Origin of the sequence: Saccharopolyspora sp. NPDC049426 (assembly GCF_040676935.1) — a bacterium.
Taxonomy (GTDB): Bacteria; Actinomycetota; Actinomycetes; order Mycobacteriales; family Pseudonocardiaceae; genus Saccharopolyspora.
This window is the reverse complement of the sequence record NZ_JBFAPZ010000014.1, coordinates 85,375-99,190: the sequence shown is the minus strand read 5'-3', so window position 1 is coordinate 99,190 and position 13,816 is coordinate 85,375. Positions and strand designations below refer to the sequence as shown.

The following is a 13,816-nucleotide window of genomic DNA, read 5'->3' as shown; positions in this document are numbered from 1 at the left end:
GCGGGCGTGCGCGCGCTGAAATCCGCTGCGGTCGGTGCGCTCCGGCGACTACCGTGGGTGGATGAGCGGTGATCGGATTCCGGCAGCGGAGCCGGCCGAGCTGGTGCCCGCCTCGGCGCGACTGCGGGCCGAGGGCGTCGAGCTGCTGGAACTGTCCTTCGTGGACAACGCGGGCATCGTGCGGGTCAAGACCGCACCGCTGGACCGGTTGTCCGAGCTCGCCCGCTACGGGCTCGGCGCCTCGCCGTGCTTCGAGACCTTCACCTTCGACGACGTGATGCTGCGCGGCACCCACCTCGGCGGTCCCGACGGCGACCTGCGCCTGATCCCCGACATCGCGCGGCTCACCAGGCTGGTGGCCATGCCGGGGTGGGCGTGGGCGCCAGCGGACAAGTACACCCAGGACGGGTCGCGGTTCGTGGCCTGCCAGCGGGCCTTCGCCGCCCGGCAGGTCGCCGCGGCCGCCTCGATGGGTCTGACGGTCTCGGCCGCCTTCGAGCACGAGTGGGTCCTGGCCGAGCCCGGTGCCGACGACTTCGTGCCCGCTGTCACCGGATCCGGTTACGGGCAGGTGCGGTTGGAAGCTCTCGCCGACTACGGGCTGGGGCTGGTGCGGACGCTGCACGAGCAGGGTCTGGACGTGCTCCAGTTCCACCCCGAGTACGCGCTCGGGCAGGCCGAGCTGTCGGTGGCGGCCAAGGACCCGGTGGGCGCCGCCGACGACGCGGTGCTCACCCGGCACACCATCCGCGCGGTCACCCGCCGCCACGGCTGGCGCGCGAGCTTCGCCCCCTGCCTCGTCCCGGAGGGCGCGGGTTCCGGCGCGCACCTGCACCTGTCGGCGCACGACTCGCGCGGGAACCTGTTCGCCGGCGGTCGCGGCCGCTACGGCCTGCAGCCGCCCGGCGAGGCGTTCCTGGCCGGTGTGCTGCGCGAACTGCCCGCGCTGGTGGCCATCGGAGCCGGCAACCCGGCGAGCTTCCTGCGGCTCGGTCCGTCCCGCTGGGCCGGCATCTGGCAGGTCTGGGGGCGCGAGACCAGGGAGGCCGCGCTGCGCCTGATCACCGGCACCGAAGGGACCCAGTCCTGGGCCGCCAACGCCGAGATCAAGTGCTTCGACGCCACTTCCAACCCATACCTGGCCGTCGGAGCGGTGGTCGCTGCCGGGCTCGCCGGTGTGCGCGAGGAACTCACGCTGCCCGACGAGATCACCGGCGATCCGGCGCTGCTGACCGAATCCGACCGCGCCGAAGCCGGGATCGAACGCCTCCCGGCCGGGCCGGAGGAGGCCGCCGACGCCCTGGCCGGCTCGGAGGTGCTCGCAGAGGCGCTGGAGCCGGAACTGCACGATGCGATCCTCACCGTCCGCAGGGGTGAAGCAGCCCGCTTCGGCGAGGCGACCCCGGACGAGCTGGCCGCCGCCACCCGCTGGACCTGGTAGGGAACGGCGCCATCGCCCTCTACGAGTCGAGGGGGTCCACCGCCTGATGTTCCAGGCCCTGCGGGCGGCCCGGTGAGGCTCAATCCGCGGTGGCGGTGACCCGACCGATCTCGCCGTTGCGGAAGGCGTCGACGAACAGGCGGTAGTCGTCGCGAACGACGTCGGCGTAGTGCAGTGCGAACTCCACGAGCCAGTCGACGAACTCCTTCTCCCGGTCGCCGACGGCGTTGAGGATCGCCTCCTCGACCTGGAAGTCGACCAGCTGGGTGTCCGACTGCGCGTCCGACACGCAGTGGATCTTCGCGATCGCGCGGCCCAGGTAGTCCAGCACCGGCACGATGTCGCTCGGCTCGGTCAGGTCGTTCCACTCCAGGTCCGACTCGTACGGCGAGAGCTCGTCGACGAGGTAGCCGACCCCGCCGATCTCGGTGTGGCCGAGCATCGGGTCGGCGTGGGCCTGCAACGCGCGCTGCGACAGGGCCGTGCGGTGCCCGTGGTGCTCGAAGTGGTCGCGGATGCGCTGGTCGGTGACCACCCGCGACGGCGCGGCCACGTTGCCCTGCTTCATCGAGAGCACGATGTCGTTCTCCAGGGCCTCGGTGGGCCCTTCGATGAGCACGTTGTACGCGGGGAGTCCGGCGCTGCCGATGCCGAAGCCGCTGGAACCGACGATGTCCTTGACCGTGTAGGCGACCTCCCGCATCCGGTTCTCCTGCGGGATGGTCTCCAGGTAGCGCGCGAACGCCTCCTCGACCCTGCCGCGCTCGGCGTCGTCGAGCTGCCGGATGTTCGGCCCTCGGCGCATCCGCCGGTCGTAGCCCTCGGCCTCGGTGAGCCGGTCGAGCAGCCCGGTGCGGCTGCGCAGCCGGGTCTGCTGCAGCAGGTCGTGGATCGTGCCGTCGGTGGTCGACAGCCGCAGCGAGTAGTCGGAATCGCCGCTCTGGGTGGCGAAGGACCGGACCTGGTCGAGGTAGGAGGTCGCCGCGCGACGCACGAACGCCACGATGTCGGTGTCGGGCAGCGCCTTGCTCCAGGCCAGCAGCGCCAGGCTCGCGGCGAAGCGCTGCAGGTCCCAGGTGAAGTGCCCGAGGTAGGCCTCGTCGAAGTCGTTGACGTCGAAGACCAGCACGCCGGAGGCGTTCATGTAGGTGCCGAAGTTCTGCGCGTGCAGATCGCCCTGGATCCACACCCTGCTGGTGCGCTCGTCGGCCCACGGGTCGGTCAACCGGTTGACGTCGGAGTAGAACAGGCACGCGCTGCCCCGGTAGAAGGCGAACGGGTCGGCCGCCATCTTGCGGAACTTGGTGCGGAACGCCGCCGGGTCGCGTTCCATGAGTTCCGAGAAGGAGTCGACGAGGATGTCGGCGATCCATCGGCGGCGGGCGTCGGTGTCGGTGACGACGAGGCTTCGAGCGAGCTCGGACATGTGGTTCCGTCCACTGTGAACAGTAGTGACAAAGAGGCGATCGCAGATTATCCGAAGATTCTCCGGTTTTCGACGACGACAAGCCCTCCACGTAGGACAAAACGGACCCCCGGTGCGATACCGATCGCCCGGATTGGCACGGCGAGTATCAGCCCGCAACCGCCCCGGCGCAACGAGAGCGGGAACAGCGGGAGACGTGCGGGCGAAGACCGCGGTTCTCGGCGCGGAGATGAGCCGAGGTTGTTCCGCTTCGCGAGGCGAAATAGCCTCGGCCGGGCACGGCACCCGGAGCGAACGGAGGTGGTGATGGCCGAGGTGGGAAGTCCTCCCGCGCGCAACACGCGGCCCCGGAACCGGCGAGCGCTGATCACCGCAGCCGCGGCCGAGCTGTTCCACCGCGACGGCTTCGACCAGGTCGGCATGAGCGACATCGCCGAGGCCGTCGGCGTCGGGTCCTCCGCGCTCTACCGGCACTTCGCGGGCAAGCAGCAGTTGCTGACCCACGTCGTGCTCGACGAGCTGCGCCCGTTCGTCGAGATCACCGCCGAGCCGGGCGACGTCGAGGACGTCGTGGCCCGGCTGGCCGCGACCGCGCTCGACCACCGGCAGCTCGGGGTGCTCTGGCAGCGGGAGTCCCGGCGGCTGCCCGAGGAGCGTCGCGACGTGCTGCGCGGCGAACTGCGCGAGGTCGCACGCGGGCTCACCCGCCTGGCCCGGGCGTTCCGCCCCGAGCTCGGCGACGCCGACGCGCGGTTCCGCGCCTGGTGCATGTTCAGCGTCCTGACCAGCCCTTCCTACCACCAGGTGCAGCTGGGGAGGCGGGAGTTCGAACGGCTGCTCGGCGAGATGGTGGTGATCATCGGCACCCGGCCGCCGCAGGAGCTCGCGCCGCGCCCGGAAGCCCGCCCCGACCAGCTGGAACGCTTCTCGGGGCGAGCCTCGCGGCGGAGGCTGTTGCTGGCCGCGGCGACCCGGCTGTTCGCCGACGCCGGCTACACCAAGATCACCACCGAGGACGTCGGCGCCGCGGCCGGGATCGCCGGGCCGAGCCTGTACAACTACTTCGCCAGCAAGCAGGAGCTGCTCAGCGCGGTGATCACCCGGGGCAACGCGTGGCTGGAGGTGGAGCTGGAGCGCACCCTGGCCACCAAGGCCGACCCCGCCGAGGCGCTGCGAGCCCTGCTGCGCTCCTACATCCGCTTCGCCTTCGACCACGGCGGGTTCATCGACATCCTGGTCAGCGAGGTCGGCCACCTGCCCGCCGCCGAACGCCACCGCGCGCGCCAGACCCAGCACGCCTACGTCGCCGAGTGGGTCGGACTGCTGTGCGAGGCGCGCCCGGAGCTGGACCCGGTGCGCTCCCGGATCCTGGTGCAGGCGGCGCTGACCGCCGCCAACGACATGGCCCGCACCGGCCCGATCCGCGACGCCGTCGCCGTGCTGCGCCTGGGCTCGGCGCTGATGCTGGAAACACCCGTCGAAGCCTGAACCGGCGCGCTACCCGCCGTTCACTTAGGGGGAGAAAGGGCAGGAGAAGCCAGCTGAACCGCCTCAGAGCGGCTAATGGTCGGTCACTTGTGGGTTTGACTCGATCAACCCCGGGCTATTAATCTCCGGCGAGACAGATCCGCCCGCCGAACCGACGGCGACAGGCTGCGCGCAGACCTGCGGATACTGGAACCGAGCAGGTAACGAGGACAGGTTGGTTGCATGAGCAGCGCGACGGAGCCGGTCGGTCAGCCGCCGGTTGATGTGCCCGACATCCACACGACCGCGGGCAAGCTGGCGGATCTGTACCGGCGGAACGACGAGGCGGTGCACGCCGGCTCGGCTCGCGCGGTGGCCAAGCAGCACGAGAAGGGCAAGAAGACCGCCCGCGAGCGCATCGACATGCTGCTGGACGAGGGCTCGTTCGTCGAGCTCGACGAGCACGCGCGGCACCGCTCCACCAACTTCGGCATGGAGGAGAACCGCCCCTACGGCGACGGCGTGGTGACCGGCTACGGCACCGTCGACGGCCGCAAGGTCTGCGTGTTCTCCCAGGACTTCACCGTCTTCGGCGGTTCGCTCGGCGAGGTCTTCGGCGAGAAGATCGTCAAGGTCATGGACCTGGCGCTCAAGACCGGCTGCCCGCTGATCGGCATCAACGACTCCGGCGGCGCCCGCATCCAGGAGGGCGTGGCGGCGCTGGGCCTCTACGCCGAGATCTTCAAGCGCAACACCCACGCCTCCGGCGTCATCCCGCAGATCTCGCTGATCATGGGACCGTGCGCGGGCGGTGCGGTGTACTCGCCGGCCATCACCGACTTCACCGTGATGGTCGACAAGACCTCGCACATGTTCATCACCGGCCCGGACGTCATCAAGACCGTCACCGGCGAGGACGTCACCTTCGAGGAGCTCGGTGGCGCGCACACCCACAACTCGCGCTCGGGCAACGCGCACTACCTCGCCTCCGACGAGGACGACGCCATCGGCTACGTCAAGGAACTGCTGTCGTTCCTGCCGAGCAACAACCTCTCCGAGGCACCGGTCTTCGAGGGCGCCGACACCGGTGCCGGGGCGATCGCGGACGCGATCACCGACGACGACCGCGCGCTCGACACGCTGGTCCCGGACTCGCCGAACCAGCCCTACGACATGCACCAGGTGATCTCCACCGTCGTCGACGACGGGGAGTTCCTGGAGGTCTCCTCGCTGTTCGCGCCGAACATCATCACCGGCTACGGGCGAGTCGAGGGCCAGCCGGTGGGCATCGTGGCCAACCAGCCCACCCAGTTCGCCGGCACGCTCGACATCGGCGCCAGCGAGAAGGCCGCGCGCTTCGTGCGGACCTGCGACGCCTTCAACATCCCGGTGCTGACCTTCGTCGACGTGCCGGGGTTCCTGCCCGGCACCGACCAGGAGTGGAACGGCATCATCCGGCGCGGAGCCAAGCTGCTCTACGCCTACGCCGAGGCCACCGTCCCGCTGGTCACCGTGATCACCCGCAAGGCCTACGGGGGCGCCTACGACGTGATGGGTTCCAAGCACCTCGGAGCCGACATCAACCTGGCGTGGCCGACCGCGCAGATCGCGGTCATGGGCGCGCAGGGCGCGGCCAACATCCTCTACCGGCGCCAGCTCGCCGACGCCGCCGCGGCCGGCGAGGACGTCGAGGCGCTGCGCGCCCAGCTGCAGCAGGAGTACGAGGACACCCTGTGCAACCCCTACACGGCCGCCGAGCGCGGCTACGTGGACTCGGTCATCCCGCCGTCGTTCACCCGCGGCTACGTGGCCCGGTCGCTGCGCATGCTCCGCGACAAGCGAGCGAGCCTGCCGGCCAAGAAGCACGGCAACATCCCGCTGTAATCGGCGAAGCAAGGAGCTATCCGATGAGCGAGCAATCCCCGCAGCGGCCGGTGCTGCGCATCGTGCGCGGCGATCCCGACGACGTCGAGATCGCCGCCGTGGCCGCGGCGCTGGCCGGCGCGGCCGCCGCCCGGACTCCCGAGGACACGCCCGAGCCCATGTCGTTGTGGGGTGACCCGGTCGCGGCGGTGCGCCACCCGGCGGGCCGCCGCCCGCTCCGGCCGGGACCGCACGGGTGGCGGGCCTCGGCCCTGCCGGGCTGAACCTCGTTTCCAGACTTGACGTTTTCCGCCTGCTCCGGCGTCGCGCCGGGTACATGAGGAGTTGACCACTGTGGACGTGACGCCGATCAGCAAGGTCCTGATCGCCAACCGCGGTGAGATCGCGGTGCGGGTCATCCGCGCCTGCCAGGACGAGGCCATCGCCTCCGTCGCGGTCTACGCCGAGCCGGACGCCGACGCGCAGCACGTGCGGCTGGCCGACGAGGCCTTCGCCCTGGGCGGTTCCACGCCCGGCGAGTCCTACCTGAACATCGACAAGATCATCGACGCCGCCAAGCGCTCCGGCGCCGACGCGGTGCACCCCGGCTACGGGTTCCTGTCGGAGAACGCCGACTTCGCCCAGGCCGTGCTCGACGCCGGCCTGATCTGGATCGGCCCGTCGCCGCAGGCCATCCGCGACCTCGGCGACAAGGTGACGGCTCGGCACATCGCCACCCGCGCCGGGGCGCCGCTGGTGCCCGGCACCAAGGACCCGGTCCCGGGCGCCGACGACGTCGTGGCCTTCGCCCAGGAGCACGGGCTGCCGGTGGCCATCAAGGCCGCCTTCGGCGGTGGCGGTCGCGGCCTGAAGGTCGCGCGCACCATCGAGGAGATCCCGGAGCTGTTCGCCTCCGCGGTCCGCGAGGCCGAGAGCGCCTTCGGGCGCGGTGAGTGCTTCGTCGAGCGCTACCTGGACCGCCCGCGTCACGTCGAGGCGCAGGTGGTCGCCGACCAGCACGGCAACGTCGTCGTGGTGGGAACCCGCGACTGCTCGCTGCAGCGCCGCCACCAGAAGCTCGTCGAGGAGGCCCCGGCGCCGTTCCTGACCGAGGACCAGCACAGCCGGATCCACGAGGCCGCGCGGGCGATCTGCTCCGAGGCCGGCTACTACGGCGCCGGTACCGTGGAGTTCCTCGTCGGCCAGGACGGCACGATCTCGTTCCTGGAGGTCAACACCCGGCTGCAGGTCGAGCACCCGGTCTCCGAGGAGACCACCGGCATCGACCTGGTCCGCGAGCAGTTCCGCATCGCCTCCGGCGAGAAGCTGCACCTCGGCGCCGACCCGGAACCGCGCGGCCACTCCATCGAGTTCCGGATCAACGGCGAGGACGCCGGCCGCAACTTCCTGCCCGCGCCGGGCACCGTGACCAAGTTCGTCGCCCCGCAGGGACCGGGCGTCCGCGTGGACGCGGGGGTGGAGACCGGCAGCGTCATCGGCGGCCAGTTCGACTCGCTGCTGGCCAAGGTCATCGTCACCGGCGCCGACCGGCAGCAGGCGCTGCAGCGCGCTCGTCGCGTCCTCGACGAGATGCAGGTGGAGGGCATGGCCACGGTCCTGCCGTTCCACCGCGCGATCGTGCGCGACCCGGCGTTCGTCGGCACCGACGGCTTCACCGTGCACACCCGGTGGATCGAGACCGAGTTCGACAACACCATCGAGCCCCACACGGGTGCCGCTGAAGCCGGCGAGGAGTCCGAGGAGCGGCAGACGATCCTCGTCGAGGTCGGCGGCCGTCGCCTGGAGGTCTCGCTGCCCGCCGCGTTCGCGGCGACCTCGGCGGCCCCGGCGGCGAAGGCCAAGCCGCGCAAGCGGGCCGCCGGCAAGGCCGGCGGTGCGGCGTCCGGCGACGCGGTCGCGGCGCCGATGCAGGGCACCATCGTGAAGGTGGCGGTTGAGGACGGTCAGGAGGTCGCCGAGGGCGACCAGATCGCGGTCCTGGAGGCCATGAAGATGGAGAACCCGGTCACCGCGCACAAGTCGGGCACGGTCACCGGCCTCACGGCCAAGCCCGGCGACTCCGTCACCCAGGGCGTCACCATCTGCGAGATCAAGTAACCCGGAAACGCGTCGTCGGCCCCGAGCAACCACCCCCGGGGCCGACAACACGTTCCACCCCTTCGAATTTCGCGCGAAATTCGAAAAGGTGGGGCCCTCGACGGGGTTGAGCAGGGGCGGGTTCAGGTGGAGGTGCGTGGGGCTTCGGCGTTGCGGGGACGTGTGAGGTAGCAGTGGGCGTGGTACCAGCCGGCTGCTTCGAGGCCTTCGGGGTCGAGGCCTCGGCGTTCGACGTCGTGGACGGCCGCCTGCTGCTCGGTGGTGTCGGCGAAGCGGCGTTGCGGGAAGGTTCCGGGTAATCGCTCGGTGACCAGGTCGTGATCGGCCAGGAGCCCGGCGATGTCGGAGTAGTCGAAGACGCGCAGCACGAAGATCGCCAGCCACAACTCGTGCGGCCGGTCGATCGCACCGAGGAGCCGTTCGAAGGTCGGCAGGCCGACGTAGCCGACGCCCCCGGTGGAGATGATCAGGCCGGTGTCGGCGACCCCCTTGACGAGTTCGGGCGAGGGATCGGTCGTTTCAAGGTTCTCGGCCCACCCGTCGGTCAGCAGGCCCGCTTCGCGGCCGTAGGCGATCGCCGGTTCCGACAGGTCCAAGCCGACGACGTCGAGGTCACCGGTGAACTCCTCCCGGTCGGCGGCGGCCAGTTCGGCGGCCGACCACCGAGCCACCGACGGAGCGGTGTAGCGGTCGAGGACCTCGCGCGGGTCCTGAGCGGACTTCAGCAGCGCCGAGTTGATGCCGTAGGAGCAGCAGACGTCCAGGACGCGCCCGGGGCGCGCCGCCCCGATCACCTCGCGGAAGATCGGGGTGGCGCGCTGCGGGATCTGGTACTCGAACCGCTCCAGCGTCGAGACGTACGCCCGGGGATCCGGCTGGGCGTAGATATCGCTGAAGTCGGCCTTGCGCTCTCCGGTCAGGCTCATGATCCGGAGCCGACGAGGTCGGTGAGCTCGTCGATCGCGCGGGCGAGCTGGTCGGCGAAGGCGGTCATCTGCTCGCCGACCGTGCGCGGCGTGCTCAGGTGCACGTTGAAGCTCTGCGGCAGCAGCACGTAGGCGACTCCGATGCAGTGCTCGCTGGTGGCGCCGAAGCCGAAGTACTGGATGTTCACCGACGGCGCGGCGCTGGTGCTCAGGTAGTCGTCGCGCATCTTCTGCCAGCCGGGCGAGGAGTACAGCGCGGGGGCGAAGTCCTGTCCCCGGCGGCCGGCGATCAGCTGCAGCTCCCACAGGTGCTGCTCGGGGGCGTCCCCGGCCTGGCACTCCTTGGCGCGCGTGACGTGCGCGTCGGCCGCGCGCCGGAACGCCTGCTCGCGGGCGGAGCGGTCGGCGTCGGGATCCTCCATCGCGGCGACGAATTCGAGGATCTCCGGGGTCACCACCCGCATCGCCTCGGTGCGGCCGTGGTGGAAGTGGCGGGTCGCGATGGACTCGTAGGTCGCCCCGGTGAAGCCCTTGGAACGCCGGTGCGCCAGCTGGAAGGCCATCTGCACGAACGCGTCCGGCGAGACCCCGAGCTCCTTGGAGCGCTCCGAGCCGAAGTCGTCGAAGCGCACGGTGCGGGTCGCGGTGGCGTCGGCGTAGGCCAGGTAGTCCTTGGCCGCCGCCTCGACCTCGCCGGAGAGCTCGGGCGAGAGGCGGAATTCCAGCACCCGGGGTTCCGGCGCGCCCTGCGGTGCCGCCCCCGAGGCCTGCGAGTGCGATTCGGCGGTGCCCGCCATCAGCGAGTCGACGAACTCGACGATGGTGGTGCCGTCCAGCAGGCAGTGCTCGCCGTTGATGCCCGCCGAGCCGTCGGGGAACACGATGAGCGTGACGCCCTTGTCGAACCAGCGGTCGGTCGGGTCTCCGGCCAGCAGCTGCTTGCACTTGCCGTCGGTGTCGGCGGGCAGCTCGTGCTCCAGCGCCAGGCAGAACAGCGCCGTCTCGATCACGTCCACCGAGCCGGTGTTGTCGACCAGCAGCGCCTCCCGGTTGGCCGCCCAGCGAGCCCGGTCGTGGCTGGTCAGCGCACCGACACCGGGTCCGCGGTCGGTGGTGGCGATGACCTGGCGCAGCGCTTCGGCGAGCTCGTCGAGGGTGTGCGGGACGCCGTCCTGCCCGATCACGTCGAGGCGGAAGGTGTTGCCGCGGAAGAACACCACGATGTGCCGGGCCTGGCTGGGCCCGGGCTGCTCGGGCGTGTTGGGCGCCCGCACCCCGTCGCGTTCGGCGCGGGGGATGCGGGTGGTGGAGAACAGGTAGCGGTGCTGCTGCATCGACAGCGGCTGTCCGCGCCGCGCCGTCGGAGGAACCGACTCGGTGTCCAGCGCCAGCTTGTGGTCGACCGACGCCGCGATGAGCCGCACGGCGCGGCCGATCTGGTCGTCGTCGGTGTCGTTGAACAGGAAGAAGAAGTTCGCGTTGAGCGCGATCCGGTCCCGGCGGCCCAGGTAGCGGTCGCGCCAGAACTCGTCCAGCCAGCTGTGCACGTCGTCCTGGCCCGCGTAGGCCGTCAGGGAGGCGTGCAGCTCCTTGGCCGCGGCGGAGTCGAGGAACTCCTCGACGGCCTGCCGGGTGGCGGACAGCTCGTCCTCGCTCAGCAGCGGCGCGCACCACTGCAGGAACCGGGCACCGCTGTCCTCGAGCGTGGGCAGCGGAACCCGGGGGAGCGCGTCCTCGTTGCCGAAAGTGCTGGTGCGCAAAGCAACCTCGATCGTCTCTAGGTCCTGTTTCGAAGTGGCGGAGCCACTCCCTCGTCCTGGTGAGCCCCGGGCGGCTCGCACCGCCGGGGCTTCGACGAACGCCTCAGTCGAGCAGGTCGTCGGTGCGGGCGGTGGTCCCGTGAGCCGCGGTCACCCGGCCGAACAGCTGCCGGGTGCGTTCCGCGGATCCCACCACCCCTGGACGATCACTGTAGGCGAAGATCGCCGAATGCCGGGCCACTTCCCCTGCGACGGCGTTGACCCGGTGCAACGCGTACCGGCCGTGGAACAGCTGCAGGTCACCCGGTCGCAGCGGGAGTTCGCGCACCCGGTCCCGCCCGCCGCCGGTGATCACTTCGGCGACGTCGGCGAAGTTCTCCGACTCGGCCGAGCGGATGTGCGGGCAGTACTCGAACACCCCGCCGGACCGGGGCTGCTGGGTGAGCATGCTGACCGCGAACTCGTTGGTGTCGAAGTGCCACGGGTGCTCTTTGCCGGGGTTGACGATGTTGACCACGAGTCCGGCCAGCGGGTCCTCCAGCGGGTGGATCCGGGGCCGTTCCAGGCAGTCGGCGAGGAAGCGCTGGAACAGCTCGTCGGTGTAGAGCCGGTGGATGAGGTGCTCGGCCGGGATTTCCTCGCGCGCCACGAAGGCGTTGCCGCGCAACGTGGTCCGCCTCGCCGGGTGCCATTCGGGCAGCGCGTCGTCGGGCGCGGTGTTGTAGACGTTGACGGTCTGCTCTTCGTAGTAGGCGCGATCGGCGATGCTCGCGCACTCGGTGCGCAGCGCCTCCCGGTGCTCGGCGGCCACGAAGTCGCGCAGCACGCTGCACCCGGATTCGCGCAGTTCCGAGCGCACGGACTCCACCGCTCGGGCCCAGCCGGGGCCGCCTGGATCGTGGAGCGGGTAGCGGGCGGTGTCGACGATGTCGGTGACCGCAACGGTCATCGGGTTCCCTCCGTGGCCGGGATGACGGGCAGCGTGATCTTCGAAGGATGCTCCGGGGAGTTGTGGATGGCAACGGGCGACAGCGCGGCGGGGAGGTCGCGCACCGTGGGCAGCAGGTGCGGAACGTCGAACGCCTGCACCGAGATCCGCAGCTTGTGGCCGGGCGGGATGACCGCGCCGGTCGGGAACACCTCGACGTCGACCGGCTCGACCTCGTCGGGTTCCATCGTGCGCTGCGCTTCCTTGGTGAACGGGTGGAACGGCTGGATCAGCTCGCCGTCGAGGTAGCGCGAGCGGGACTCGTCCAGGGCCCGGTGCGAGAGCACCTGCCAACCCCCGGTGAGCCGGTCGACCGTTCCGTCGGGTGCCACCGAGGACACCGACACCGACAGCATCCCGTTGCCGGTGGGCGTGGAGGCGTGGAGGTGGGCGTTGATCGGCCCGCGCATCCGCATCGCCTCGGTCATCGGTTCGGTCTCGAAGACCGCGCCGGAGAGGTCGTTCCACCGGTTGTCGTGGCACAGCTGGGCGATGCCGATGGCGTTGGGCATTCCCGCGGTCCACTGGTTGGTCGAGCGCGTGCACAACCCGGAGACCGGCAGCGGTGCGACGGTGCTCCGGCCCGGTTGCGGGTCGGAATCGACGAGCCCGCCGGGCAGTCCGGGCAGCGAGGTGCCGGAGAGCTGGAAGCTGCGGGCCCGCTGCTCGCCGATCCACTCGTCGGTCTTGAACCACTGCCCGGAGCCGATCTCGTGGTAGGTCAGCGGCGGGATGTCGGTGTCCAGCGACGGATCGGCCTGTCCGCGCACGTGGTGGTCGAACCAGCGCAGCTGGAGCTCCTGCAGCGTGCCGTACCCGGCCTCGGCGACGCCGTCCCCGCTGCCCTGCAGGTGGTCCCACGGGCCGAAGATCATCTTCACCGGGACGCCGCGCTGCCGCAGGTGGTCGAACACCATCGGCGTGCCGCGCTGGAACAGGTCGTACTCGCCGCCGACCAGGAAGGTGGGGACGTCGATGCGGTCGAGGACGCTCGCGGGGGAGCGCTCGGCGTAGAAGGGGCCGTCGAAGGCGGCGTTGAGTCCGAGGGTGGCCTCCAGCAGCGTCGGCGCGGTGAAGCTCGTGGTGCCCTGGACGCGGTCGAGGTACATCTGCAGCGCGTTGTCCGGCTCGGCGGGGCCGTAATCCGGTGGGATCAGCCCGGTTCCGGTGACCAGGCCCATCCACAGCGGGATGAAGCCGACGTCCAGCGCACCGCCGGAGGCGACCACGTCGCGGTAGGTGTCCACCGCCGGGACCTGCGGGAAGATCGCCTTGAGCCCAGGTGGCCGGTTGCCCGCCGCGAACAGCTGGCTGATGCCCATGTACGAGGCGCCGTGCATGCCGACCGAGCCGTTGCTCCACGGCCGTTCCGGTGAAGCCGCCCAGTTCACGATCTCGCCGGAGTCGGTGTTCTCCCGCGCGCTGAACGCCTGCCAGTCGCCCCCGGAGGAGCCGGTGCCGCGCGCGTCGACCGTGACGTGCACGTAGCCGCGCTTGACGAAGAAGTCCGGCTCACCGCCGATCGCCGCGGCGCCAGGGCCGCTGATGGCCGACTTGTTGTAGGCGGTGATGGTCAGCAGCACGGGGAACCGGCCTTCGACCGGGTTGCCCTCGGCGTCTGCCGGGCGCCGCACGTCGGCGCGCAGGACGGTGCCGTCGGACATCGGGACCTCGACGTCGGTCTCGGTCACCGAGCTCGGGTGGTCCTCGGCTCGGGCCGTCCATCCGGACGTCGGTGCGGCGTGGGCCGCGGTGAGACCGGCGAGCCCGGTCAACAGCGCGAGGAGCAGGGCCAGCAATGAGCGACGCATTCAGACCTCCCGGGAA

10 protein-coding genes are annotated in these 13,816 nt (G+C 70.8%); 5 read left to right on the top strand and 5 right to left on the bottom strand.

Annotated elements, in window-relative coordinates:
• The first annotated feature begins 61 nt into the window (after window positions 1–61).
• Complete coding sequence (locus AB0J78_RS27010; protein ID WP_363793727.1) at window positions 62–1,441, top strand: glutamine synthetase family protein; 1,380 nt, start codon at window positions 62–64, stop codon at window positions 1,439–1,441.
• 79 nt (window positions 1,442–1,520) lie between these two features.
• Here the strand turns inward: AB0J78_RS27010 and AB0J78_RS27005 are convergent, their stop codons facing one another.
• Window positions 1,521–2,867, bottom strand: a complete 1,347-nt coding sequence (locus AB0J78_RS27005; protein WP_363793725.1) for a DUF2252 domain-containing protein — start codon at window positions 2,865–2,867, stop codon at window positions 1,521–1,523.
• A 306-nt stretch (window positions 2,868–3,173) separates the two neighbouring features.
• Between AB0J78_RS27005 and AB0J78_RS27000 the strand changes: the two genes are divergently transcribed.
• The 4 genes from AB0J78_RS27000 to AB0J78_RS26985 all read left to right on the top strand — a co-directional run bounded on the left by AB0J78_RS27000 (window position 3,174) and on the right by AB0J78_RS26985 (window position 8,315).
• Window positions 3,174–4,355: a TetR family transcriptional regulator gene (locus tag AB0J78_RS27000; protein WP_363793723.1), complete on the top strand. Its 1,182-nt coding sequence runs from the start codon at window positions 3,174–3,176 to the stop codon at window positions 4,353–4,355.
• 222 nt (window positions 4,356–4,577) lie between these two features.
• Complete coding sequence (locus tag AB0J78_RS26995; protein ID WP_363793721.1) at window positions 4,578–6,218, top strand: acyl-CoA carboxylase subunit beta; 1,641 nt, start codon at window positions 4,578–4,580, stop codon at window positions 6,216–6,218.
• 23 nt (window positions 6,219–6,241) lie between these two features.
• On the top strand, window positions 6,242–6,481 hold the full coding sequence (locus tag AB0J78_RS26990; protein WP_363793719.1) for an acyl-CoA carboxylase subunit epsilon: 240 nt from the start codon (window positions 6,242–6,244) through the stop codon (window positions 6,479–6,481).
• A gap of 70 nt (window positions 6,482–6,551) precedes the next feature.
• Window positions 6,552–8,315 carry an acetyl/propionyl/methylcrotonyl-CoA carboxylase subunit alpha gene (locus AB0J78_RS26985; protein WP_363793883.1) on the top strand — a complete coding sequence of 588 codons (1,764 nt, stop codon included), beginning with the start codon at window positions 6,552–6,554 and terminating at the stop codon, window positions 8,313–8,315.
• A 122-nt stretch (window positions 8,316–8,437) separates the two neighbouring features.
• On the opposite strand, the gene AB0J78_RS26980 is transcribed toward AB0J78_RS26985, so the two are convergent.
• The 4 genes from AB0J78_RS26980 to AB0J78_RS26965 all read right to left on the bottom strand — a co-directional run bounded on the left by AB0J78_RS26980 (window position 8,438) and on the right by AB0J78_RS26965 (window position 13,800).
• Window positions 8,438–9,241, bottom strand: coding sequence for a class I SAM-dependent methyltransferase (locus AB0J78_RS26980; RefSeq protein ID WP_363793717.1), 804 nt, complete (start codon window positions 9,239–9,241; stop codon window positions 8,438–8,440).
• Window positions 9,238–11,001 carry a choline/carnitine O-acyltransferase gene (locus AB0J78_RS26975; protein ID WP_363793715.1) on the bottom strand — a complete coding sequence of 588 codons (1,764 nt, stop codon included), beginning with the start codon at window positions 10,999–11,001 and terminating at the stop codon, window positions 9,238–9,240. Before AB0J78_RS26975 ends, AB0J78_RS26980 begins: the two co-directional genes overlap by 4 nt.
• Before the next feature lie 103 nt (window positions 11,002–11,104).
• The gene (locus AB0J78_RS26970; protein WP_363793713.1) at window positions 11,105–11,950 is read right to left on the bottom strand and encodes an arpA protein; all 846 of its coding nucleotides are present in this window, start codon (window positions 11,948–11,950) and stop codon (window positions 11,105–11,107) included.
• The gene (locus tag AB0J78_RS26965; protein ID WP_363793711.1) at window positions 11,947–13,800 is read right to left on the bottom strand and encodes a CocE/NonD family hydrolase; all 1,854 of its coding nucleotides are present in this window, start codon (window positions 13,798–13,800) and stop codon (window positions 11,947–11,949) included. The genes AB0J78_RS26970 and AB0J78_RS26965 overlap by 4 nt, the downstream gene beginning before the upstream one ends.
• Between the last annotated feature and the right edge of the window lie 16 nt (window positions 13,801–13,816).